Here is a 23,206-nt window from a genome sequence, read left to right on the forward strand (position 1 = left end):
CAGCTCTCTCATTGGAATCCGGCCTCGCGCAACGCCGCGCGCACCCGGTCCGGTGTCGCCGGGGTCTCGCGCAGCCGCACGCCGGTTGCCTGGTGGACGCCGCCGAAAATCGCCGGCGCCGTGGCAATGAGGGAATGCTCACCGACGCCCTTGGCGCCGAAGGGGCCCAGCGGTTCCGGATCCTCGATCAGAATCGAGGTGATCTCCGGCATGTCCCCAAAGGTTGGGATCAGATAGTCGTGCAGGTTCTCGGTGCGGCCCGGCAGGTACTCCTCCATGAGCGCCAAACCCAGGCCCTGGGCGATCCCGCCGTGAATCTGGCCCTCGACCAGGGTCGGGTTAATCGCCTTGCCGACATCATGGGCGGCGACCATGCGCAGGACCTTGATGGTGCCCAGTTCGACATCGACTTCGACCTCGGCCATCTGGGCGGCGAAGCCGTAGGTCGCATAGGGATCGCCCTGGCCATCTTCGTCGAGCGGCGCCGTCGGCGGATCGAAGGTGCCGGTTCCGCGGATCACATCGCCGTTCTCACCCTGCGGCAGTTCGGCAAGCGCGATACTGCGGACATCGACATGGTCGTGCACCAGAATGCGGTCGCCTTTCAATTCCAGCCGCGCGTCCTCCCCGGCATTGGCGAGGCGCAGGATCTGCTGGCGCAGATCGGCCCCGGCACGCTCCGAGGCCTTGCCGGAGATAAAGGTCTGGCGCGAGGCAGAGGTCTTGCCGGCATCGGCGGTCAAGGCCGTGTCACCCATGACCACCGTGATCTCTCCGGCGGGCAGACCCGCGGCATCGGCGGCGATCTGGGCCATCACCGTGTTGCTGCCCTGGCCGATATCGACGGCCCCGTTGTAGAGCGTCACCTTGCCCTGCCGGTCGATCCCCAGGGAAATGGTCGAGGGATTGGACATCGAGGTGTTACCGCAGCCGTACCAGATACAGCCGATGCCGACGCCGCGGCGCAGCCGGCTGCCATCCGCGTTGAAGTCATCCGCCGCCCCGCGCCAGGCCTGCCAATACGGGCGCAGGGCGTCGATGCATTGGTCGAGACCGACCGAGGCCTGCAGCACCTGGCCGGTTGCCGTCGCCTGTCCCGCGCGGATGGCATTGAGATAGCGGAACTCCAGCAGATCCATGCCGATCTGCCCGGCCAAGTCATCCATCAGGCCTTCGTTGGCGAGCGCCGATTGCGGCACGCCGAAACCGCGAAAGGCCCCGGACGGCGGTGCGTTGGAGTAGCGCGCTTCTGAGTCCGCCAGCAGGTGCGGCAGGAAGTAAGGCCCGCTGCAATGCACTGGCACCCGGTCGGAAACCGTCGGTCCCCAGGAGGCATAGGCGCCGGTGTCGAAGACGCCGTGGAACTTCAGCGCCGTCAGCTTGCCGTCGCGGCCGCAGCCCAGTTTTGCGGCAATACGTGAAGGATGACGCTTGGTCGAGGACATCATCGACTCCGGGCGGCTGTATTCGCCGCGCACCGGCCGGTCGAGCAGCCAGGCGGCCAGACCGACCAGCGGCTGGATCGAGATATCCAGTTTGCCGCCGAAGCCGCCGCCGCAGGCGGAGGGCACGATCCGCACCTGCTCCTTTTCCAGGCCGAGAACCAGGGCCGTCTCGTCGCGGTCCATGTAGGGCGCCTGGGTGGACACCCAGACCTCCAGCTGATCGCCCCGGCGCAGGGCATAGCCGGCTTCCGGCTCGATGTAGGCGTGTTCGATGAAGGGCGTGGCGAAGCTGCCCTCCACGACCACTTCGGCCGTAGCGAGGGCTGCGTCGGCATCGCCCTTTTTCACATGGCCACGGGCCAGAACATTGTCCTTGTGCTGCGAATGGACCTGACGGCCTTCCGCGACGTCGCGCCAGCAGTCATCCAGAGGCGCCTCAACCTGCCAGGTGATCGGCAGGCCGTCTTCCGCAATTGACCAGAGAGCGTTGCGCTCGCCGACCAAGGCCAGAACCGCCTCGCCCCGGTATCGCACGACGCCATCCGCCAGCACCGGCTGATCCTTCAAGGTCGGATAGACTCCGAAGGCGTTGCCGGGTACATCGGCGGCGGTCAGAACGGCCGTCAAACCGGGGGTATCGTTCACAAGACCTGCGATGTCGCCGAGCGAGAAGGTTGCCCTGGCATGAGGCGAGCGGATGACCCGCAGCCAGAGCGCATCCTCCGGTGCCTTGTCGGCACCATAGAGTTCGCCGCCGCCGACCTTGGCCGCACCGTCGGTCTTCACCATGCGCGCGCCGACCGCATCACCGACCGGCGGGGCGACGGCTTTATTTGAAGCGGCAAGAGAACAAACCGCCTCGACGATCTTCTGATAACCAGTACAGCGGCAAAGAACGCCGCCCAGGGCATCCTGTACCTGTTGCTTGTTCGGCTGCGGTGTCGCCTGCAGCAGTGAAGCCGCCGCCATCAACATGCCGGGCGTACAGATACCGCACTGTGCCGCGCCATGATCGAGGAAGACTTGCTGCAGTTCGGCCATGACCGGCAGATCCGAAAGCCCTTCGACCGTGGTCACCGCTTTGCCGGAAGCCTGACCGCAGGGCATCAGGCAGGCACAGAGCTGTTCGCCATCCACAAGAACCGTGCAGGCGCCACAGTCGCCGGCGTTGCAGCCCACCTTGGTCCCGGTCAGGCCCAGACGGTCGCGCAGAGCCTCACTGAGGCGCGCGCGCGGATCGACCTCCAGGCGGACCGCCTGCCCGTTCACAGAGAATGCGACCGTCGCCGCCGTGATCTCGCCGTCCCTCATGGCGCACCGCCTGGCGACGTTCCGGCAAGGCGTTCCAGGCTGCGCCGCAGGAGCTGCGCCGCCGCCTCCATCCGGTATTCGGCGCTGCCGCGCACATCGTCGATGGGCGACAAGGGTTGCAGGTGCACAGCATCCACCAAACCGGGCAGCGCATTGTCGAGCGGCTTGCCAAGCAAGGCCTGCTCCAAAGCCGGCAGGCGCTGCGCCTGCGCCGCGCAGGAACCGACGGCGAGCCGCACCGCGGTGATCCGACCGTCGGCGTCGCGCTCCAGCAGGCTCGCGACCATAACGATGGAAATCACCAGATACTTCCGGGCGCCGAGCTTCACGAAGTCGCTGCAGACCTCGCCCGCCGGCTTTGGAAGATAGATGGCCGTCACCAGTTCATCAGGCCGCCGCGCGGTCCGGCGATTGCCGAGAACGAAGTCAGCCAGGGGCAGACGCCGGCTGCCACCCTGCGATTGCAGTTCGACCTCCGCCGCCAGGGTCAGCAAGGGCGGCACGCCATCCGCGGCGGGCGAAGCATTGCAAAGATTGCCGCAGAGCGTGCCGGCGTTCTGGATCTGCACGCCGCCCACTTCCCGCGCCGCCAGTTTCAGCCCGTCGAACATCGGCGGCAGCGATGCGGCGATCACCTCGCTCCAGGTCGTCAGCGCGCCGATGCGGTAACTGTCGCCAAGCTCGGCAATGCCGCGCAGATCATCGAGGGCCGTGATATCGAGGACCGCCTCGTCCGGGGCACGGCCCACCCGGGCGGGATAAAAATCGGTGCCACCGGCCAGCACGGTGTAGCCGCCGTCCGCCAAGGCGCCGACCGCTTCTTCAAGCCGCTGCGGGCGAAGGTAACACCCCACCTGCCGAACTCCCCGATCCCAGAACGCTTTTTTTTGTTTAGTATGCAACATAAAATTTCACTGTCAAGAAAGCCCGAATCACTTGTGCAAACACGATCGGTTTTACGCGATCTGAAAATTACTTTGTACACAAAATAGAAAATAACCTCCCTGTAGCTGCGGCTGCGCTAAGCCTGAACACAGCGTCGCGGAATTTTCTTATTGAACAACGTTCAATTAATGCACAGATAAATGAACAACGTTCAATTTTGAACCTGCGTTGTTCAAACAGGGACCCAGACTTGGCCAGCCGCAAGCTGGCCGCCTCTGTGGACAACAGGGCCGTGGAAAATAGGGGAATGATCATGTCTCAGTCGATTTTACGCGGCCGCCGGTTTCTGCCGCTTTTCTGCGTCCAGGCCTTTGGCGCCTTCACCGACAACGTGCTGAAGAGCGCCTTTGCTTTCCTGGTCGCCTTTCAGGGCCTCTCGCTCTTCGGGGCACCGCCGGGCGTTTCGCTGATGATCGGCACGGGGGCCTATGTCGTGCCCCTGCTGCTGTTTTCCGGCAGTGCCGGGCGGCTTGCCGATGCCAGCGACAAGGCAAAGATCGTCCGCATCACCCGGATGATCGAGATTCCCCTCGCCCTGCTCGCCGGTGCCGCGTTGATCACCGGCCAGTCTGCACTGGTCCTGCTGGCGATGTTCGCCTATGCGACCCAGTCCGCCTTCTTCGGCCCGGCGAAGTACGCCATTCTGCCCCAGCACTTGCCGGAAGACCATCTGGTACGGGCCAATGCCCTCATCGAGACCTCAACCTTTGTCGCGATCCTCGCCGGCACGCTTTTCGGCGGCTTTCTGGCGGCCCACGGGATGATCGACGTGGTGATCGGCAGCCTGCTGGCGCTCTCGGTCGCCGGCTATCTGATCGCCCGCCTAGTGCCCGCTGCGCCGGCGGCGGTAGATGCCGCCCCCTATGCCTTCGCGCCCCTGAAAAACGCCCTGAACGCCCTTGGCGTCGTGAGCCAGCGGATGACGCTGCTGCGCTCCGCCGTCGGAATCTCCTGGTTCTGGGCCGTCGGCCTGATCGTCATTTCGATCTTCCCCGACGTCGCCAAGCGCGACCTCAACGTCTCGGCCAATGTCGCCAATGCCCTGATCGGCAGCTTCGTCCTCGGCATCGCCGCCGGCACGGCGGCGGTAACCGCCTTGCTGAAGGACCAGGTCTCGGCGCGCCATGTGCCGCTCGGCGCCCTCGGCATGGCGCTCTGTCTGATCGATCTCTCCTTTGCGGTGACGGCCTACAGCGACCTGGTCGCCACCACCACGGAAACCGGCATGGCCGCCTTCTTCTCCTCCTGGCCCGGGCTGCGCATCACCCTGGACATGATCGGCCTGGCTGCCTTCGGCGGTATCTTCACGGTCCCGCTCTATACGCTGCTGCAGGCCCGCTCCCGCCTGCAGACACGCTCCTCCGCCATTGCCGGCAACAACATCCTGAACGGCCTGGTGATGGTCGCTCTGCTGGGCCTCACCACCCTGCTGCTGGCACTCGGCATCAAGGTGGAAACCCTGATGTTCTGGCTGGGTCTCGCCAACCTGCTGGTTGCCGTCTATGTCGTGAAGCTGATCCCCGACGAGGTGATCAAAGCGATCGGCGCCACCCTGCTGCGCCGCTTCTTCGCCGCCCGCGTGATCAATCCGGATAATTACGGCGACGGGCGCAGCCCCGCCGTGGTGGTGGCCAATCACAGTTCCTACCTGGATGCGGTTCTGCTGGGCTGCCTGCTGCCCGGCAGGCCGGCCTTCGCCATCAACGCCTTCGTCGCCAAGAAATGGTGGATCCGCCCGGCCTTCCTCTTCTTCGACCTGATTCCGGTCGACCCCACCAGTCCCTTGAGCGTGCGCACCATGGTGAAGCTTGTGAAGGAGGAGAAACGCCGCCTGGTGATCTTTCCCGAGGGCCGCCTGACGGTGACCGGCGCGCTGATGAAGATCCACGACGGACCGGCGATGATCGCCGCCCGCGCCGAAGCGCCGATCATCCCGCTGCGTATCGAGGGCGCGCAGCACACGCTGTTCTCCCGTCTGAAAGGCAAACTGCGCCGCCAGCTCCTGCCGAAGATTACGCTGACGGTGCTGCCGGCGCGATCCATCGAGGTGCCGGAACACCTGCGCGGCCGGGCCGGGCGCGCCCATGCCGGCGCCCGCCTGCACGACATCATGACGGAGATGGTGTTCGAAACCAGCCCGCGGGAAAGAACGCTGATCCAGGGCCTCATCGATGCCCGCAGCCTGCACGGCAAACGCCCGGTGCTGGAAGACATCGAGCGCAACCCCATCGGCTACAGCCGGATTCTCACCGGCGCCTTCGCTCTCGGTGCAACGTTCAAGGCGGCCGCCAGCGGCGAGAAACGCCTCGGCCTGCTGTTGCCCAACGCCAACGCCGCAGTGGTCAGCTTCTTCGCCTGCCATGCCTGCGGCAAGACCCCGGCGATGCTGAATTTCACCGCCGGCGCCGCCGCCATCCGCGCAGCCCTGACGGCAGCGGAGATCAAGACCGTCATCACCTCCCGGCGCTTCGTCGAGCTGGGCAAGCTGGAACCGCTGATCGAGGAGATCGGCAAAGAAGCGAAGATCATCTATCTGGAGGACCTGCGCCCCAAGATCGGCCTCTTCGCCAAGCTGTCGGCCATGGTAAAGGCACGCTTCCCGCGCGCCGCCCTGCGCCTGCAGGGTCTGCACAAGGTCGACCCAAAGGACGAGGCGGTGGTGCTGTTCACCTCCGGGTCCGAGGGCCTGCCCAAGGGTGTCGTGCTGAGCCACGTGAATATCCAGGCCAACCGCTATCAGGTTTCCGCCATGGTCGACTTCAGCCACGAGGACACGGTGCTGAACGCCTTGCCGATGTTCCATTCCTTCGGCCTGACGGCAGGTACGCTGCTGCCGCTGCTCTCCGGCGTGAAAACCTTCCTCTATCCCTCGCCGTTGCACTACCGCATCGTGCCGGAGGTTGCCTATGACACCAACGCCACCATCATGTTCGGCACCGACACCTTCCTCAGCGGCTATGCCCGCATGGCCCATGCCTATGACTTCTACAGCCTGCGCATGGTCTTTGCCGGGGCCGAACGGCTACGCCCGGAGACCCGCAGCACCTGGGCCGAGAAATTCGGCGTGCGGGTGCTGGAGGGCTACGGCGTCACCGAAACCGCCCCGGTTCTGGCGGTCAATACGCCGATGAAGAACCGCGCCGGCAGTGTCGGACGCCTGCTGCCAGGGATGACCCTGCGCATCGACCCGGTACCGGGCATTGAGGAGGGCGGCCGCCTGCATGTGCGCGGCCCGAATGTGATGATGGGCTATCTACGCGCCGAGAACCCCGGCGTGCTGGAGCCGCCGGCGGAAGGCTGGCACGACACCGGCGACATCGTGGTGATCGACGAAAACGGCTTCCTCTCCATCCGCGGGCGCGCCAAGCGCTTTGCCAAGGTCGGCGGCGAGATGGTGTCCCTGGCCGCTATCGAAGCCCTGGCCGGCGAGCTCTGGCCCGGCGTCGTCATGGTCGCCCTGGCCACACCGCACCCGCGCAAAGGCGAGCAGGTCATCCTGCTGACCGAGGACGCGGACTGTTCCCTGGAGGCCCTGGTCGCCCATGCCCGCAGCAACGGCTTCAGCGAGATCATGCTGCCCCGGGAAATTCGCCGGGTCGACTGCATCCCGCTTCTCGGCAGCGGCAAGCTTGACTATGCCGCCGCCCAGAAACTGCTGGATGAGCCCGCGGCGGCCTAGACCGTGTTCTGCAACACCGCTGCCGCCTCCAGCAGCAAATCGCGGCAGCGGCGCTGGTGGCCGAGGGTGAACTGCGCCGCCAGCCCGGAAAGACACAGCGCCCCCAACAACCGCCCGGTGCCATCAAGCAACGGGACCGCAACAGCGGCAATGTTGGGGTCGCGCTCCCCCAACGACAAAGCATAGCCGTCGCGCCGCACCCGGCGCAGTGTTTCGTCCGCTTCATCTGCGTAGGCCCTCAGCACCTTGCCGGCGGCGCCCAGCGCCAGCGGCAGGCGGGCGCCTTCCTCCAGGTGATGGCGCAGCTCGCGAACCGAGTTCTCCCGATAGAGGCAGGTCCGGGTCAATCCGCTGCCGACATAGAGCGACGCCGTCTCGCCGCTGTCGTCGCGGAGCCGCCGCAGCGCGGGACGCAGGATCGGCTCCAGATTTCTTTCGTCGCGGTAGAGAACACCGAGCCGGGCGAGACTGGGGCCCAGCCGGTAGCGCCCAGCCGGCGTGCGCAGGATGTAGCCGAAACGCTCCAGCGACGCGATCAGACGCAGAATGGTGCTCTTGTAAAACCCCGTCCGCGCCGCCAGCTCAGCCAGCGATAACTCACCGGCGCCCTCGGCAAAAGCCTCCAGGATGGTCAGGGCCCGCTCGACCGCCGCGACCCGGTCATCCGCCATGTTCTCTCCAAAATTCTGACAGGCAGAATGAATCTGATACTAAATGGATTTTTCGTTGCGTCATAGAGAACATATAGCGCAAACATCTCCTGCGAAAGGCCGAGGAAATCCGACCCATGCAGACTTGCCTCAAAGGAATCCGGGTACTGGACCTGACCAATGTCCTGGCCGGACCGTTCTGTTGTCATCAGCTGGCCCATATGGGGGCGGAGGTGATCAAGGTGGAGGTGCCCGGCAGCGGCGATCTCGCCCGTCAGCTGGGGGCCGATGCCGATCTCAACGCCGGGCTCATGGGCGTCTCTTTTCTGGCGCAGAATGCCGGCAAGCGTTCTCTCACCCTCAACCTAAAAAACAAAAAGGGTAAAGCGCTGTTCCGCCGTCTGGTGGCAAGCGCCGAGGTGGTGGTGGAGAACTTCCGGCCCGGTGTCATGGATCGCCTCGGTCTCGGTTTCGACACGCTGAAACAGGACCGGTCGGATCTCGTCTACTGCGCCATCTCCGGTTTCGGCCAGGAGGGCCCGCTGAGCGACCTGCCGGCCTATGACCAGATCATCCAGGGCATGTCCGGCGTGATGTCGATCACCGGCGACGCGGAAACCGCGCCCTACCGCGTCGGCTATCCCATCGCCGACACCATCGGGGGGATGACGGCCGCCTTCGCCATCGCAGCCACCCTGGCGCGTCGCGGAGGGGCCAAGCGGAAGGCCTGCTTCATTGATGTCTCTATGCTGGAGGCGACCCTGGCCACCATGGGCTGGGTGGTCTCCAACTTCCTCATCGCTGGCCGCCGCCCCACAGCCATGGGCAACGAGAACATGACCGCCAGCCCCTCCGGCACCTTCCGCACCGGCGACGGCCTGCTGAACATTGCCGCCAACAAGCAGGAGCAGTTCGAGGCTGTCTGCCGGGTGGTTGGCCGCGGTGAACTCGCCGCGGACCCGCGCTTTGCGACAAGACAGGAACGCCTCACCCGCCGCGGGGAACTGAAAGTCATCCTGGAAGAAGCGCTGAGTTCCCGAAGCGCCGCCGACTGGCAGCAAGCGCTGAACGATCAGGGCGTCCCGGCAGGGCGCGTCCTGACGGTCCCCGAAGCGTTGACCGAGCCGCAGGTCCGCGACCGCGGCATGGTTGCGGTCTTCGATGATGTGCCGGGGGTGGGGCGGGATATCCGGGTGGTGCGCACCGGCTTCAAGGTGAACGGCGCGGCCCCGTCTGTCCACCAGCCACCGCCGCAGCTTGGCGCGCATACCGCCGAAATCCTTTCCGAGCTCGGCCTTTCCGAGACCGAGATCGAAACGCTGGCCGAGGAGAGCGTTGTATGACCAAGGAAACCGAAGAGCAGGCCGAGGCGGCCTGGTGGTCGACGTCGATCATAGAGATGGAGCCCGGCGTGATCCGTTACCGCGGCTACCCCATCGAGGAGCTGATCGGTCAGGCCAGCTTCGCGCAAACCCTCTGGCTGCTGCTGCGCGGTGAGTTGCCAAGCGAGGACGAAGCGGCCCTGCTGGATACGGCCCTGATGTCCGCCGTCGATCACGGGCCCCAGGCCCCCTCCATCGCCATCGCCCGCATGGCCGCGACCTGCGGCGTCGGCCTCAACAACGCCATGGCATCCGGCGTCAACGCACTGGGCGACGTCCATGGCGGGGCCGGCGAACAGGCCCTTGCCTTCTATCAGGAAATCGCCGGACTGATGGACGACGGCGCTGAGATGGAGAGCGCCACCACAGAGGCGCTCGACCGCTTCACCGCGTCGGGCGGACGCTATCTTCCCGGCTTCGGGCACCGTTTTCACCCGGTCGACCCCCGGGCGCCGCGCCTCTTGGCACTGGTCGACCAATACGCCGAGAAGGATGCGGTGAGTGGCCGTTTCGCCGCTATCGCCCGCTGTGTTGAAGCAACCCTCGCTGCCCGCAAAGGCAAGAACATCCCGATGAACATCGACGGCGCGACGGCGGTGATCTATGGCGAACTGGGGTTCCCGGCACCGCTGGCCCGCGGCCTCTTTTGTCTGTCCCGTTCGGTCGGCATCCTGGCCCACGCCTGGGAGGAGATGCAATCCGGCCAGCGCAACAAAGGCCCCCTGCCCCGCGAACGCCTCTGGCGCTATGACGGAGAGGACAAACGGCCATTGCCCTAGTTCTTCAGGTAGCGATCAAAGAAGGCAGGCACTCGTTCCAGCGCATCACTGCGGGCAATGGGATCGCTGCCGACCATAGGCACGACACCAGTTGACGTTCGGTCTCGCGGTCGCTCACGCCTTGCCAGGTTGGGCACATCGAAGGAATGCAGGGCATCGGGATAGATCTTTATCTTCACCGGCGCGCCGCGGCTCCGGGCACTTTCGATCAAAGCGGCACAGGGTGCAGCGGGGGTCCAGTTATCGGCTTCTCCTTGGAGAACCAACAAAGGAATGTCCGTGAACCATGTCCCTGGTGACACATCGGTGTAAGGAGCCGACTGTCGGGTCTCGCTGCAGGCGCCAGGGTAGAAAGCAACCGCTGCGCGGAAGTCATGTAGTGGTGGCGGTTGGGGCCTGCCGATACTCTCCGTGACCACCGACAAGAGCACGATACCACCGCCCTGGGACCAACCCGCAAGACCAATGCGGTCCGGCCGAACATCGGACCGTGCTTGGAGATAGACAAGAGCACCATAGGCGTCCTTCGGGCGATCCCGATACATGACGCTTCGGTCGGGACTTCGGTTGCAGGTCGCGGTGAAATCCCGAGGACCAGCGCTATCGACCAGCAACACCACGTAGCCGTGCCCGGTCATGGCGCGAGTCCAGGCGGTATAACCGGCAGCAATGCCACCGCCCAGGCCCAGGCCACTGCAGCCATGGAGAAAAACGACCGCCGGAAAAGGTCCTTTACCATTGGGCCTGAAGAGGAAGGCCGTCAGTTCGGTGCTGCCATCGAGAGACGGAAAGCTGACCCGCTGATCGGCCAGCACATCTTTCGACGACAGACAGGAAAACAGCAAGACGGTGAGAATGAGAGCGGCCGCAAAAGGCGGCATAACTACCGGCTTCGCTCCGACGAGCACTAGTTTATGTCTTGGTTTTTCGCAACGCCACGCGGTGATTATAGCACCGCCGCGGCGCTGGTGTCGCGGTGGCGAAACGCCTAGAAGACGGCGACAACCACCATCAGGGCGGCCCAGAAGGCCAGGCCGGCCAGGAAGTGATCCACTGAGACCCGCGTCGCCGTTTCGTTCATCTGTCCAGACATGGCTCTCGTCCGCTGCATTCTGTGTTCCATGACAGGGTATATAGGGACGCGGCGGCGAAACCGTTGTGCACTTTGTCACAGGTTTCGCCTCAAACTGCCCGGATTTTGCCCTTTTTGCCGCCCGGCAATCCCCAAAACCAGCACAAGCCGTTGATTCAAAAGCTCAAGAGACTGTGTTCAAGTGTGAATCGCCCAGAGGCCGCTGAGGCCGCATTTCTCTCTTCGAGACTTTTTTCTTAGAGAAAGGCCCAACAATGCGCCTGCGCCGCCCTGCTTTTCTGGTCCTGTTCCTAGCATTCAGCGTTTTTCTCACCACCGGATTGCCGGGCGAAGCCGAGGCCCAGTCTGGCGAAGCCGGAATCGAACTGGATGAAGATATGCTGCGGCGCAGTCTGGCGCTGTTTTCCGGCAACAAAGACCTACAGCTCGAAGCCATCGAGGAAATCCGTCAAAGCGGCCGCAAAGACGCGATTGCGTCCCTGATTCAGGCCCGCCGTTTCCTGGGCGCCGTGCCGCAGATTGAAAAAGCCCTCATTGAACTGACCGGCGAAGAAAACGCCGATTCCTGGCATGAGTGGATGCTCTGGCAGGAGGCCCATCCAGAGATCGAACCCTTCGAAGGCTTCGATGCTTTCAAATCCATCGTCTTCCAGCGCATCGACCTGAACTTCGGTCTCTTCCTGCAACCCGGCGTCGCGCACGACATCCGTCTGGAAGAGATCGTCTGGGGCGGCGTGATCAAGGACGGCATCCCCGCGCTCACAAATCCGGACCTGGTCGGCACGGAGTCCGCCGGTTATCTGACCGACGACGAACTGGTTTTCGGCGTGAAGATCAATGGCGACACCCGGGCCTATCCATTGCGCATCATGGATTGGCACGAGATGTTCAACGATGTCGTCGGCGGCGTCCCGGTCAGTCTCGCGTACTGCACACTCTGCGGTTCCGGCATTCTCTTCGAGACCGAAATCGAAGGGCGTGCAGCGCCCCTGGTCTTCGGGTCCTCCGGATTCCTCTATCGCTCCAACAAGCTGATGTACGATCACGAGACCCACTCGCTGTGGAATCAGTTCACCGGCAAACCGGTGGTCGGACCGCTGACCGGCTCCGGCATCGAACTGAAGACCCGGCCCGTCGCCATCACCACCTGGCAGGCCTGGCGCGAAGCCAACCCGGACACCAAGGTGTTGTCCATCGAGACCGGGCATTTGCGCGACTACCGCCCCGGCGCGCCTTACGGCAGCTACTTCTCCAGCCCCGACCTGATGTTCCCGGCGCTGGTGAAAAAAGAAGAACTGCAGGCGAAGGACTACGTCTTCGCCCTGCGCTCCAGCGGCACCGAAAAGGCCTGGCCGCTGACCCGCTTCGCCGGGGGTCAGGTGATCAATGACACAGCCGGCATTCTCGATCTGGTTCTGATCGGTGACACCGCAACACGCACGGTGCGCGCTTACCGCCGCAACGGACAAACCTTTCAACAGGGCGAAGACCTGAGTGAACTACGCGCCGGCGAAGCCGTCTGGAAGGTTACCGAAGAGGCCCTCATCGGCCCCGACGGCGCGCAACTGGCCCGTCTGCCCGGCCACATCGCCTATTGGTTCGCCTGGGCCGGCTATCTCGGCGACGAAGGAGAGGTGGCGACGCAGTGACACCACAACTGGTGAAGCTGCTATGGCAACCGCTGCTGATGTCGCCGAAAGGGTGACGCCGCCGCCTCACCCTGATGTGTCCAGAAGCGCAGGGTCTGGTCAAAACTGCCGGAGACCACGAGATCGCCGCCGGGGACGAAGGCGACACTGTTGACCCCAAGCGCGTGGCCCTCGAAAGCCGGAGCGGCGGGGGTGCCGTCAAGCGTCCAGAGACGGATCGTATCGTCCCGGCCGCCGGAAATGACGTGATCGCCGTCAGGACTGAAGGCGACGCTGTTGATTCCTCCTCTATGCCCAAGGAACGGTTCCACCGCAGGTTGGCCCTCAAGCGTCCAGAGGCGGATCGTGGCATCGCTGCCGCCGGAGACGATTCGATCACCGGCGGGGTTGAAGGCGAGACTGTTGACCCCGCCACGGTGCCCCTGAAATGGTTGACCGGCGTGCTCGCCCTCAAGAGTCCAGAGACGGACGGTGCCATCCGTGCCACCCGAGGCGATACGGTTTCCATCCGGGCTGAAGGCGAGGCTGTAGACCCAGCCCTTGTGCCCCCGGAAGGGCGCGGTGGCCGGCGCTCCTTCCAGAGGCCAGAGGCGAACCGTACCGTCTTCACCGCCGGAGGCAACGCGGTCGCCTTTGGGACTGAACGCAACGCTGAAAACCCTGCCTTCGTGGCCGCGAAACGGCGTCGCGACCGGACGGCCTTCAAGTGTCCAAAGGCGAAGGGTTCCGTCCCTCCCGCCTGAGACGATGCGATTGCCGTCCGAGCTGAAGGCGGCGGCGATCGCCTTGGCCTCAAGCGAGCGAAGCACAACGGGGCTTTCAGGGTCGGCGATGTCCAAGATGTCGATGCGGCCGCTTTTATTGACGACCAGGAGTGTTTTGGAATCGCCCGGCCGAAGGGCCAGCGTCACCGGCTCAAACGTCGTCAGCCCATAGGGAGGTTGGGAGCTGCGGTCTTCAGCAAGGACTGCCCCTGCTGCGGAGAGGAGAAATGCGGCCCCGGTGACGGCGCAGAACACACCGCGAAGCACGGTTCACGCGACCCGGCTCAGATAACCCATGTTCGAAAGCGGCAAGAGGACCGCCAAAGTCACCGCACAAACGAGAGCGAAGATCATCGATCGTTTCGCCAGGACCGACTCTCTGTCCTTCCGATAGGCGACCACAGCGATAACCAGGCCGAGAACGGCGGCTGTCAAAGCCAGGGCGTTGGCCAGCGGAAGGGTCAGGGCCGTGGCATAGGTCGGGTCGATCCGGTTGTGAATGACGGCGCCGAGCATCAAGACGACCGAGCCCAGCGACAAAAGCATCGCGATCACAATACCAAGCATAGGATGCCTCTCCAGCAACGTGATGCCTTGGCCCGACTAGCGAACGGCGCCATAACGCGCCGCCGGCTTACCGACAAAGGAACGATACGGCTATCTTCTGGTCGTGATCGACACCGCAAAGGTTCAAAATCCGAGGAAGATCGACGCAGTGATCGCCGACCCGGCCCGCCTCAGCGTGCGGCGCAGGCGGCGCAGCGGCCATGCAGTTCCACCGTCATGTGGCGGGTCTCAAAACCGCTTTCGCCTGCGACCGACTTCAGCCCTTTCTCGCTGGCGGGAAAGGAAAACTCGGCAACCTCGCCACAGTCGTCGCAGATGGCAAAGCCCGCCGCCGCCTGATGATCATGGGCACAGCAGGCGATGAAAGCATTCAGGCTTTCGATGCGATGGATCAACCCTTGCCGCCCGAGAGTCTCCAGCGCACGATAGACCTGAACCGGTGCGCGCAGGCCCTCGTCACGCAACTGATCCAAAAGATCGTAGGCCGTCAGGGCGGCACTGCTGCTGGTCAGGCGATCAAGCACCAACTGCTGGTTGCGGGTTAGTTTGCGGCTGGTCATGGCAACCTCTCGATTTCCCGGCCGCGCCATCTGAAACTCTGGCTCAGGAGCGAGAGCAGAAAGATGACGAGGGCGGCAACGACAACCGATGGGCCGGACGGCGTGTCGAAGTGAAGCGACCCGAAGAGGCCCATTATCACGGCGAGGGCGCCCAAGCCGGCGGCTGTGAGCGCCATGGATTCCGGCGCACCGGCAAAGCGCCGCGCCGTCGCCGCCGGAATGATCAGAAGAGAGGTGATCAGCAGGATGCCGACGATCTTCATCGCGATGGCAATCACCGCCGCCATCAGGATCATGAAGATCAGCCGCGCCCGCTCCGGGTTCAGGGCCTCGGCGGCGGCCAGTTCCTCACTCACCGTGCCGGCCAGCAGCGGCCGCCAGATCATCGCCAACAGGCAGAGCACGGCGAAGCCGCCGCCGTAGATCAGGGCAATGTCGAGAAGCGAAACAGCCAGCAGATCGCCGAAGAGGTAGCTCAGCAGATCAATCCGAAGCCAGGCCATGAAGGAAACCAGCACCAGACCCAGCGCCAGCGTGGAGTGAGACAGAATGCCAAGCAATGCATCGGTCGGCAAAACCGCCTGGCGCTGAAGCAGAACCAGCGCCAGGGCGGCGGCGGCGGCAATGGCGAAGACCCCAAGGATCACGTTGACCTCCAGGAACAACGCCAGAGCAACGCCCAGCAGAGCGGAGTGAGCCATAGTATCCCCGAAGTAGGCCATACGCCGCCACACGATGAAACACCCCAGCGGCCCCGCGACCAGGGCCACCCCGATGCCGCCGACGAGCGCCCGGATGAAGAAATCATCCAGCATCGAACTCTTCCTTGCTCACTTTCCGTTCATTACGGTCGTGACGATGATCATGACCATCGTCATGCCCCACCACGCTGCCGTCGGCAAGATGAACATGATCGTGGTCGTGACGGTAGATCGCAAGCGCCGAAGCCGCCCGCGTCCCGAAGAGGGCGCGGTATTCCGGGCTGGCGGTCACCACCTGCGGCGTGCCCGAACAGCAGACGTGACCGTTCAGGCAGATCACCGTGTCGGTCTGGCCCATGACAATGTGCAGGTCATGGGAGATCATCAAAATGGCGCAGCCCAGGCGCTCGCGAATGTCGTGTATCAGTTCATAGAGTTCGATCTCGCCGGCAAAGTCGACGCCCTGCACCGGCTCGTCGAGCACCAACAGCTGCGGCCGGCGTATCAAAGCCCGCGCCAGCAGCGCACGCTGAAACTCCCCGCCCGAGAGTTGCTGCACCGGTCGGCTGGACAGATGGGCAATACCGACGTCGCTGAGGGCGGTATCGATCTCAGCGCCGCTGTGGCGACCTGTCAGGGTCATCAGGCGCCGCACAGTGAGCGGCATGGTGCGGTCGATGGAGAGTCTCTGCGGTACATAGCCGATGCGGAGATCGTTGCGCCGCTGCAACCGGCCCTCCGCCGTATCCATAATCCCCAAGAGCGCCTTAACGGTCGTGCTTTTGCCGCTGCCGTTGGGACCGATCAGGGTAACGATCTCCCCCGGCCGGATGGTCAGGTCGACACCGCGCACAAGCCAGAGCCCGCCCTGGCGCACACCCAGCCCCTTGGCCTCGACCAGCGGCTCCTCGGCAGCCGCGGAACGGACTTCAGGCCGGCTCGCCCCCTGGTCGTCAAGCTCTATCATGTTCACCATGAGCTCTTGTAAGACTCCGGTTGCGCGGTGAAAAGACTAACGTTATATCATTACATCTTGTAGCCGAGAACAACAAGGACCACCCATCGTGCGCAAATCAGCCCTCACCCTGGCTTTCGCCACCGTGCTCTGGACCCTCAACCCGCCGACGGCCGCTGCCGAGGCTCCCGTTGTGGTGACCAGCATCAAACCGGTCCACTCCCTGGTTGCCAATGTCATGAAGGGCGCCGGAGAGCCGCATTTGATCGTCAAGGCGGGCGGGTCACCGCACAGCTACGCCCTGAAACCCTCCGATGCCGCAGCCCTGGAAAGGGCTAAGCTCGTCTTCTGGGTCGGCGACGAACTGGAAGTCTTTCTGGAAGACTCCATGAGAAGTCTGGCAGGCGGCGCAAAGGTCCTCTCTCTTGCCGAAGTACCCGGCGTTGACCTGCTCCCCTTCCGGGAGGGCGGTCCCTGGGGCGACCATGGGCACGAAGAGCATGCGGAACACAAGCATGAGGAACATGCACATGAAGAGCATGCACATGAAGAACACGACCATGCGGAACACAAGCATGAGGAACATGCGCACGAAGAGCACGCGCATGCGGAGCACGCTCACGAGGAAAATGGGCATGACGAACACGGGCATGAAGGTCACGCCCATGGTGAAAACGACATGCACATCTGGCTCGATCCGGAGAACGCCAAAGCCATGGTCGCCGCAGTGGCAAAAGCGCTGACCGAGATCGATCCGGACAACAGCGGTATCTATCTGGCCAACAGCCAAGCTATGGAGCGGCAGCTCGATCAACTGAGCGCCGAGATGTCGGCCGATCTGGAGAGCGTGAAGGACAAGCCCTTCGTCGTTTTCCATGACGCCTATCAGTACATGGAGCGTCGCTTCGGCCTGAACACGGTCGGCTCCATCACCGTCAGTCCGGAACGCCAGCCTGGCGCCGCCCGGTTGAGCGAGATCCGGAGCAAGATCACGGAGCTGGGCGCGCGCTGTATCTTCAGTGAACCGCAGTTCGAGCCTCGGCTGGTCAGTGTGGTGGCGGAAGGAACCGAAGCCCGAACCGGCAGCCTTGATCCTTTGGGCGCGGCGCTGGAAGACGGCCCGGAACTCTATTTCGAACTGATGCGCGGCAACGCCGAAGCGCTGCGCAACTGCCTCAGCGAAGGCAGCTGAACGCTTTCACCAGGATATGCTCCAGATCGCCTGACCACCCGCTCCCGTAGGTCGATGACGTCAGCTTAAGTATCGTGTGACCTTGCCTGTGGCCTAAGGCGACGCAGGCGCGTGCGACGGGACCAGATTGAGGACGATGGCGTATTGACCTTATTTGACATGGAGCCTCAGGCATCCGGTGAACCCGGCGGCGCCGGGCAACCCACCCCTCTGATGACGGGCATAGACATCTGCAGGACGGAGGACGGCCTCGCCGCCATCAAGAAGCCCAGTACGGAACTCGTAATCTGGCAGCGCGACTTCCCGAAGCGTTTCCAAGACTGGCTCGACCGATTGGATGCCGCGACTCTTCCCGATTTTCGAATCCTCGTTGAGCCTCGCGACCTTCGCCGCGCGATCGATCCGTTGCTCGACGCCTGCGATATGCCCGCTTGTGACATGCGTGACCTGCTCGTCGAAGACATTGATGATCTAGTTCGCAGGTTCGCTGAAACTGCCCGCAGCGAATCCGTCGACCTACGGCTGCAACGGGTCGACCATGATGCCTGCTGGAAGTTCCATTGCGACAATGTCGAAGCCCGGCTGTTGACGACGTATCGCGGGCCGACGACGGAGTGGGTTCAGATGGTGCATGCCGATCGGGCTTTGGCCGAGCAGCAAGACTATGAGGGGCCGCTGGAGCGCCTCGGGCTCCATGACGTGGCGCTGTTCAAAGGAAGCTGTGCCGGTCCCAACAGCGGCATCGTTCATCGCTCGCCGCCAATTGCCGGAACCGGCCAGACACGACTACTGCTATGCCTCAACCAGCATTCGGTCAGTTCTCCGGATCCCTGGACCGAGATCTAGCAGGCTGCTAGACCGTGCTCTATAGGTGCGCCGCGGCTACGGCGGCGGTGAATTCCCGCTTCAGCAGGTCGATGTCTTCGACCCCGACCGAAACCCGGATAAAGCCTTCGCTGATCCCCAGTGCCGCGCGTTCTTCGACCGTGAGGCCGCGATGGGAAGAACTGGTCGGGTGGCTGATGGTGGTGCCGACATCGCCCAGGGTCGGTGCGAAGGCGATGTTCGCCGCCGCCCGCACGAAGGCATTCACCCCCGTCCGTTCCGCATCCAGGGTGAAGCTCACCATATGGCTGTTGTTGCCCTGCAGCAGGTCGCGGGCCAGGTCGCGGTCCGGGTGGTCATCCTCGCCGGGATAAAGCACCTGGAGAACCCCAGGCAGGCCACGCAAATGATCCGCCAGGGCCTTGGCGTTTTCCTGCGCTCTTTGAAACCGCAGATCGAAGGTATTGAGGCCGCGCTCCGCCAGCCAGCAATCAAAGGGACTGCCGTTCAGGCCCCAGGTCGTAACGGCGTCGTAGAGCGCCTCGTGGCGGACGGGGTCTTTTGCGGCCACGTAGCCGAGGGTCACATCGCTGTGCCCGGCCAGCAGCTTGGTCACAGAATGCACGACGATATCGGCGCCGTGGTCGAAGGGCCGAAAGGCGCGGGGCGTGGTGAAGGTGTTGTCGACCACGAAAATCAGGTCGTGCTCCCGGGCGAGCGTCGCCAGCGCCTTGATGTCGGCAACCCTTAGGGTCGGGTTGGCCACCACCTCCACCAGCAGCAGCTTTGTTTCCGGGCGGATCGCCGCGGCAACCGCATCGGCATCGCCGGCATCGACAAGGCTGACATCGAAGCCTATGCGGGGCAGATCCTTGGTCAGCAGTCTGAGACAGCGCCCATAAAGCTGGTTGCCCGCGACGATGTGATCGCCCTTGTCGAGCAAAGCCAGAAAGACAGCGGAGAGCGCCGCCATGCCGGAGGCCGTGATGATGCCGCCCTCGATGCCCTCCATCCAGGAGATCTTGTCCGCCAGCAGACTGGCGTTGGGGTGTCCTTCGCGGGCATAGCTGTAGCCGCTGGCGCGGCCTTCATAAACGGCATCCAGGGCATCAGCATCCTCCGCGCAGTAGACGACGGAGGGGAACAGGGGTGTGACGAGCGGCGTTGTTTCCGATGCCGGCGGCGCCGAGCGGCGCACGACGGAGCGATCCTCAGGCTTCATGACGGAGTCTCTCTGGGGGCTTGCTTTTTCACTATGACGGCAGCCACTAGGCCCCAGCACACCCTACGGGTCAAGAGGGCGCCAAAGCTGGGTATTTTGAATAGCCCGCGAGATATGGAATAAAGGGGCCGTCGATCAAAGCATAAAGAAGAAAAAGGTTGGGACGGCGATGCACTTCATGGCGGTAAACGGCCAGACCCTGCATGTCAGGGACAGCGGAGCCACGGAAAACAGCGGAAAACCGGTGCTGGTGTTCTCCAACTCGCTGGGTACGGATTTCCGGATCTGGGACCAAGTGGTGGTCCGCCTGGCAGACCGCTTTCGCATCCTGCGCTACGACAAGCGCGGGCACGGTCTTTCCGACCTCGGCAAAACACCCTATGCCATGGCCGACCATGTCGGTGACCTCGTGGCGCTGTTGGACGCGCTCGCCATCGACAAGGCGGTCATCTGCGGGCTTTCCGTCGGCGGCCTGATCGCCCAGGGCCTCTACGCCGCGCGGCCTGAACTGGTAAGCGGCCTCATCCTCTGCGACACCGCTCATAAGATCGGCGACGACGCCCTCTGGAACACCCGCATTGCAGCGGTGGAATCCGACGGCATCGACTCGATCGCCGATGCCATCCTGGAACGCTGGTTCAGCACGGCCCTGCGCCGCGACGATCCGACGGCGCTGGCCGGCTGGCGCAACATGCTGACCCGCACCCCCGCGGCCGGCTATGCCGGCACCGCTGCCGCCATCCGCGACACGGACTTTACAGAAGAAGCCAAACGGATCGCCGTGCCGACGCTTTGTCTGGTGGGGGAGGAGGACGGCGCGACGCCACCTGCCCTGATGCAGGAACTGACGGCCCTGGTACCCGGCGCCCGCTGCGAGGTGATCGCCGGGGCCGGCCACCTGCCCTGCATCGAGCAGCCGGCGGTCATGGCCGATCACATCCTGAACTTCACCCGGGAGGCCGGGCTTGCCTGAAGATGACAAAGGAACCGTGGGGCGCACGACCCGCGCGGCGGTGCTCGGCGAAGATCATGTGGCCCGGGCGGAAGCAGCAACCACCGATTTCGATGCCGACTTCCAGCGCTTCATCACCGAAGGCGCCTGGGCATCGGTCTGGTCACGGCCCGGTCTCGACAAACGCGAGCGCAGCCTGATCACAGTCGCCCTGCTCGCGGCGTCCGGCCATGACGAAGAACTGGCCATGCACATCAAGGCCTGCGCCAATACCGGTGCCACGGCGGAAGACATCAAAGAAGCCCTGCTTCACGTCGCCGTTTATGCCGGCGTGCCCGCCGCCAACCGGGCCTTCAAGATCGCCAAGAGAGTCTTAGAAACCGGCGAGGGTCCGGGTCGATGAGCTTTCGCCAGAGAGACTGGGCCAGCCATCCGCCGCTGATCCATCCGGACTACAAGTCGACGGTCCTGCGCGGCCCGACCAAGCCTCTAGTGCCCCTGCCGCAAAGCCTGTCCGAGGTCACCGGGCCGGTCTACGGCGCCGAAAGCCTGGGGCCTGACGACGCTGACCTGACGCGCAACGGCCGCCAGGGCGGCGCCCCTCCCGGCGAACCCCTGGGCGAGCGGATCATCGTTACCGGCCGCGTGCTCGACGAAGACGAGAAGCCGCAGGCCAACATGCTGGTCGAGGTTTGGCAGGCCAATGCCGCCGGGCGCTACGTTCACAAGGCCGATCAGCACGAGGCCCCTCTCGACCCGAATTTCTTCGGCGGCGGACGCTGCGTCACCGACGGCGAGGGCCGCTATCGGTTTATCACCATCAAGCCCGGGGCCTATCCCTGGGGCAATCACGACAATGCCTGGCGACCGGCGCACATTCACTTCTCTCTCTTCGGGCCCGGCCTCGCGACACGCCTCATCACCCAGATGTACTTCCCCGGCGATCCTCTCTTGGATCTCGACCCGATCTTCAATGCTACGCCCTTAAGCGCCCGCAACCGCCTGGTCGCCGGCTTCGACATCGCGACTACGGAAGCAGGCTTCGCCCTCGGTTACCAATTCGACATCGTTCTGCGTGGGCGCCGCGAAACACCCCGGGAAGGTGCGTCGTGAGCCGGGGCCAGACACCCTCCCAGACCATCGGGCCCTTCTTCGCCTATGGCCTGACGCCGGAGCAATACGGCTATCCCCTGCGCAGCATTGCAGGCGCCAACCTGCGCGACCCCGCCACCGAGGGAGATGAAATCACCATCACCGGGCGGGTCTTTGATGGCGAGGGCGCAGCGGTGCCCGATGCCATGATCGAGATCTGGCAGGCGGACCCACAGGGCCGCTACCGGCTGCCGGGCAGCAAAGGCAACCGCGGGTTCTCGGGCTTTGGGCGCTGCGGCACCGGAAGCGGGCCGGAATCCGGCTTCCGCTTCATCACCTACAAACCCGACAGGGTCGACGACCAGCAGGCCCCCCATATCTCGGTCATCGTTTTCATGCGCGGGCTTCTCAGCCATCTTTATACAAGGCTCTACTTCGCCGACGAGACCGAAGCCAACCTGCGCGACCCGCTGTTATCTTCCCTTGATCCGGCGCGACGCGCCACTCTGATCGCAGAGCTTTCGGCGCCCGGCGCGTACCGTTTCGACATCCATATGCAAGGAGACAGGGAGACCGTGTTCTTCGATGTCTGACAGTCCAAAACCGCTGGGAGAAGCCTGCATCATCACCGTCGCGATCACCGGGTCGGTGCCGCGCAAGGAAGACAATCCGGCGGTGCCCGTCACCGTGCCCGAACAGGTTGAGTCGACCCAGGAGGCCTTCGAGGCAGGCGCGACCATCGTTCATGTGCATGTGCGCGACGAGGACCAGCGCGCTTCCTCCGATCCCGACAAGTTCGCCGCCTTTCAGGAGGGTGTCCGCAAACACTGCCCGGGTATGATCGTGCAGTTCTCCACCGGCGGCCGCGGCCGAGCGCCGGAGGAACGCGGCGCCATGCTGCACCACCGCCCGGACATGGCTTCTCTTGCCACCGGCTCGGTCAACTTCCCAAACATGATCTACGAGAATCCGCCCGACCTCGTAGACAGCCTGGCCGCCGCCATGCTGAAGCACGAGATCAAGCCGGAGGTCGAGGTCTTCGATCTGGCCATGCTCTATGCCGCTGCGACGATGGCGGAGGGTGGACAATTAAGGAAACCCCTGCACGTCCAGTTCGTTTTCGGCCTGAAGAACGCCCTGCCGCCGAAGCGTGAGATTCTGGAATTCGAGGTCGCGCAATTGAAGGCCCTGCAACCGGATGCGACCTGGACCGCCGCCGGCATTGGCCGCAGCCAATTGGAAATCAACCACTGGGCGCTGGCGATGGGCGGCCACTGCCGCACCGGCCTTGAGGACAACATCCGCTTCGACAAGTCGCGCCTCGCCAAGAGCAATGCCGAACTGGTGGCGCGGGTCGCGGCGCTCTGCGGCGACTACGGCCGTTATCCCGCCAGCGTGGCCGAGGCAAGGGAGATACTGAAACTCCCGGCCGCAGGCTGAGGC

21 protein-coding genes are annotated in these 23,206 nt (G+C 64.0%); 11 read left to right on the forward strand and 10 right to left on the reverse strand.

All coding sequences use genetic code 11. The features are described from left to right. Positions 1-8: 8 nt before the first annotated feature. Both ACP146_RS19525 and ACP146_RS19530 read right to left on the reverse strand, forming a co-directional pair. Positions 9-2,756: a molybdopterin-dependent oxidoreductase gene (locus ACP146_RS19525; protein ID WP_422368431.1), complete on the reverse strand. Its 2,748-nt coding sequence runs from the start codon at positions 2,754-2,756 to the stop codon at positions 9-11. After that, the gene (locus ACP146_RS19530) at positions 2,753-3,610 is read right to left on the reverse strand and encodes an FAD binding domain-containing protein (protein ID WP_422368432.1); all 858 of its coding nucleotides are present in this window, start codon (positions 3,608-3,610) and stop codon (positions 2,753-2,755) included. The genes ACP146_RS19525 and ACP146_RS19530 overlap by 4 nt, the downstream gene beginning before the upstream one ends. Before the next feature lie 344 nt (positions 3,611-3,954). Between ACP146_RS19530 and ACP146_RS19535 the strand changes: the two genes are divergently transcribed. After that, the gene (locus tag ACP146_RS19535) at positions 3,955-7,380 is read left to right on the forward strand and encodes an acyl-[ACP]--phospholipid O-acyltransferase (protein ID WP_422368433.1); all 3,426 of its coding nucleotides are present in this window, start codon (positions 3,955-3,957) and stop codon (positions 7,378-7,380) included. On the opposite strand, the gene ACP146_RS19540 is transcribed toward ACP146_RS19535, so the two are convergent. Beyond that, positions 7,377-8,051: an IclR family transcriptional regulator gene (locus tag ACP146_RS19540; protein WP_422368434.1), complete on the reverse strand. Its 675-nt coding sequence runs from the start codon at positions 8,049-8,051 to the stop codon at positions 7,377-7,379. The two genes, ACP146_RS19535 and ACP146_RS19540, sit on opposite strands and share 4 nt — an antisense overlap. Positions 8,052-8,167: 116 nt before the next feature. On the opposite strand from ACP146_RS19540, the gene ACP146_RS19545 reads away from it, so the two are divergent. Next, entirely contained in the window at positions 8,168-9,373 is a 1,206-nt protein-coding gene (locus ACP146_RS19545; RefSeq protein ID WP_422368435.1) for a CaiB/BaiF CoA transferase family protein, read from the forward strand. Then, the gene (locus tag ACP146_RS19550; protein ID WP_422368436.1) at positions 9,370-10,191 is read left to right on the forward strand and encodes a citryl-CoA lyase; all 822 of its coding nucleotides are present in this window, start codon (positions 9,370-9,372) and stop codon (positions 10,189-10,191) included. The genes ACP146_RS19545 and ACP146_RS19550 overlap by 4 nt, the downstream gene beginning before the upstream one ends. Here the strand turns inward: ACP146_RS19550 and ACP146_RS19555 are convergent. Beyond that, positions 10,188-11,072, reverse strand: coding sequence for a dienelactone hydrolase family protein (locus ACP146_RS19555; RefSeq protein WP_422368437.1), 885 nt, complete (start codon positions 11,070-11,072; stop codon positions 10,188-10,190). The genes ACP146_RS19550 and ACP146_RS19555 overlap by 4 nt on opposite strands. Before the next feature lie 466 nt (positions 11,073-11,538). Here ACP146_RS19555 and ACP146_RS19560 point away from each other — a divergent pair, with 466 nt between their 5' ends. Next, positions 11,539-12,933: a DUF3179 domain-containing protein gene (locus tag ACP146_RS19560; protein WP_422368438.1), complete on the forward strand. Its 1,395-nt coding sequence runs from the start codon at positions 11,539-11,541 to the stop codon at positions 12,931-12,933. Between the two features lie 20 nt (positions 12,934-12,953). Here the strand turns inward: ACP146_RS19560 and ACP146_RS19565 are convergent, their stop codons facing one another. The 5 genes from ACP146_RS19565 to znuC form a co-directional block, all read right to left on the reverse strand. Continuing rightward, entirely contained in the window at positions 12,954-13,844 is an 891-nt protein-coding gene (locus ACP146_RS19565) for a WD40 repeat domain-containing protein (protein ID WP_422368439.1), read from the reverse strand. 123 nt (positions 13,845-13,967) lie between these two features. Next, positions 13,968-14,264 carry a hypothetical protein gene (locus ACP146_RS19570; protein ID WP_422368440.1) on the reverse strand — a complete coding sequence of 99 codons (297 nt, stop codon included), beginning with the start codon at positions 14,262-14,264 and terminating at the stop codon, positions 13,968-13,970. Positions 14,265-14,434: 170 nt separating this feature from the next. Then, the gene (locus ACP146_RS19575; RefSeq protein WP_422368441.1) at positions 14,435-14,824 is read right to left on the reverse strand and encodes a Fur family transcriptional regulator; all 390 of its coding nucleotides are present in this window, start codon (positions 14,822-14,824) and stop codon (positions 14,435-14,437) included. Beyond that, positions 14,821-15,639: a metal ABC transporter permease gene (locus ACP146_RS19580; protein WP_422368442.1), complete on the reverse strand. Its 819-nt coding sequence runs from the start codon at positions 15,637-15,639 to the stop codon at positions 14,821-14,823. Before ACP146_RS19580 ends, ACP146_RS19575 begins: the two co-directional genes overlap by 4 nt. Further along, the gene (znuC, locus tag ACP146_RS19585; protein ID WP_422368443.1) at positions 15,629-16,492 is read right to left on the reverse strand and encodes a zinc ABC transporter ATP-binding protein ZnuC; all 864 of its coding nucleotides are present in this window, start codon (positions 16,490-16,492) and stop codon (positions 15,629-15,631) included. The genes ACP146_RS19580 and znuC overlap by 11 nt, the downstream gene beginning before the upstream one ends. Positions 16,493-16,589: 97 nt before the next feature. Here znuC and ACP146_RS19590 point away from each other — a divergent pair, with 97 nt between their 5' ends. Further along, positions 16,590-17,672 (forward strand): zinc ABC transporter substrate-binding protein, encoded by a 1,083-nt coding sequence (locus tag ACP146_RS19590; RefSeq protein WP_422368444.1) that lies wholly within the window; start codon positions 16,590-16,592, stop codon positions 17,670-17,672. Between the two features lie 111 nt (positions 17,673-17,783). Then, entirely contained in the window at positions 17,784-18,518 is a 735-nt protein-coding gene (locus tag ACP146_RS19595; protein WP_422368445.1) for a DUF1826 domain-containing protein, read from the forward strand. Between the two features lie 19 nt (positions 18,519-18,537). Here the strand turns inward: ACP146_RS19595 and ACP146_RS19600 are convergent, their stop codons facing one another. After that, entirely contained in the window at positions 18,538-19,719 is a 1,182-nt protein-coding gene (locus ACP146_RS19600) for a trans-sulfuration enzyme family protein (RefSeq protein ID WP_422368446.1), read from the reverse strand. 178 nt (positions 19,720-19,897) lie between these two features. On the opposite strand from ACP146_RS19600, the gene pcaD reads away from it, so the two are divergent. From pcaD to ACP146_RS19625, 5 genes are read left to right on the forward strand one after another with little or no spacing between them, the layout of a single operon-like run. Then, the gene (gene pcaD / locus ACP146_RS19605) at positions 19,898-20,692 is read left to right on the forward strand and encodes a 3-oxoadipate enol-lactonase (RefSeq protein WP_422368447.1); all 795 of its coding nucleotides are present in this window, start codon (positions 19,898-19,900) and stop codon (positions 20,690-20,692) included. Next, positions 20,685-21,074, forward strand: a complete 390-nt coding sequence (pcaC, locus tag ACP146_RS19610) for a 4-carboxymuconolactone decarboxylase (RefSeq protein WP_422368448.1) — start codon at positions 20,685-20,687, stop codon at positions 21,072-21,074. Before pcaD ends, pcaC begins: the two co-directional genes overlap by 8 nt. Next, positions 21,071-21,784, forward strand: a complete 714-nt coding sequence (gene pcaH, locus ACP146_RS19615; protein ID WP_422368449.1) for a protocatechuate 3,4-dioxygenase subunit beta — start codon at positions 21,071-21,073, stop codon at positions 21,782-21,784. Before pcaC ends, pcaH begins: the two co-directional genes overlap by 4 nt. Then, positions 21,781-22,356, forward strand: coding sequence for a protocatechuate 3,4-dioxygenase subunit alpha (gene pcaG, locus ACP146_RS19620; RefSeq protein WP_422368450.1), 576 nt, complete (start codon positions 21,781-21,783; stop codon positions 22,354-22,356). The genes pcaH and pcaG overlap by 4 nt, the downstream gene beginning before the upstream one ends. Beyond that, positions 22,349-23,203 carry a 3-keto-5-aminohexanoate cleavage protein gene (locus ACP146_RS19625; protein ID WP_422368451.1) on the forward strand — a complete coding sequence of 285 codons (855 nt, stop codon included), beginning with the start codon at positions 22,349-22,351 and terminating at the stop codon, positions 23,201-23,203. The genes pcaG and ACP146_RS19625 overlap by 8 nt, the downstream gene beginning before the upstream one ends. Positions 23,204-23,206 lie beyond the last annotated feature (3 nt).

The organism is Pelagibius sp. (assembly GCF_965249265.1).
GTDB lineage: Bacteria > Pseudomonadota > Alphaproteobacteria > Kiloniellales > Kiloniellaceae > Pelagibius.

Bases quoted from the DNA above. Each gene is read 5' to 3' on its own strand.
- ACP146_RS19570 (WP_422368440.1), bottom strand. From the start codon at position 14,264: ATGCTTGGTATTGTGATCGCGATGCTTTTGTCGCTGGGCTCGGTCGTC.
- ACP146_RS19535 (WP_422368433.1), top strand. From the start codon at position 3,955: ATGTCTCAGTCGATTTTACGCGGCCGCCGGTTTCTGCCGCTTTTCTGC.
- ACP146_RS19550 (WP_422368436.1), top strand. From the start codon at position 9,370: ATGACCAAGGAAACCGAAGAGCAGGCCGAGGCGGCCTGGTGGTCGACG.
- ACP146_RS19600 (WP_422368446.1), bottom strand. From the start codon at position 19,719: ATGAAGCCTGAGGATCGCTCCGTCGTGCGCCGCTCGGCGCCGCCGGCA.
- ACP146_RS19560 (WP_422368438.1), top strand. From the start codon at position 11,539: ATGCGCCTGCGCCGCCCTGCTTTTCTGGTCCTGTTCCTAGCATTCAGC.
- pcaD (WP_422368447.1), top strand. From the start codon at position 19,898: ATGGCGGTAAACGGCCAGACCCTGCATGTCAGGGACAGCGGAGCCACG.
- ACP146_RS19580 (WP_422368442.1), bottom strand. From the start codon at position 15,639: ATGCTGGATGATTTCTTCATCCGGGCGCTCGTCGGCGGCATCGGGGTG.
- ACP146_RS19625 (WP_422368451.1), top strand. From the start codon at position 22,349: ATGTCTGACAGTCCAAAACCGCTGGGAGAAGCCTGCATCATCACCGTC.
- ACP146_RS19575 (WP_422368441.1), bottom strand. From the start codon at position 14,824: ATGACCAGCCGCAAACTAACCCGCAACCAGCAGTTGGTGCTTGATCGC.
- znuC (WP_422368443.1), bottom strand. From the start codon at position 16,492: ATGATAGAGCTTGACGACCAGGGGGCGAGCCGGCCTGAAGTCCGTTCC.
- ACP146_RS19525 (WP_422368431.1), bottom strand. From the start codon at position 2,756: ATGAGGGACGGCGAGATCACGGCGGCGACGGTCGCATTCTCTGTGAAC.
- ACP146_RS19540 (WP_422368434.1), bottom strand. From the start codon at position 8,051: ATGGCGGATGACCGGGTCGCGGCGGTCGAGCGGGCCCTGACCATCCTG.
- ACP146_RS19545 (WP_422368435.1), top strand. From the start codon at position 8,168: ATGCAGACTTGCCTCAAAGGAATCCGGGTACTGGACCTGACCAATGTC.
- pcaH (WP_422368449.1), top strand. From the start codon at position 21,071: ATGAGCTTTCGCCAGAGAGACTGGGCCAGCCATCCGCCGCTGATCCAT.
- ACP146_RS19555 (WP_422368437.1), bottom strand. From the start codon at position 11,072: ATGCCGCCTTTTGCGGCCGCTCTCATTCTCACCGTCTTGCTGTTTTCC.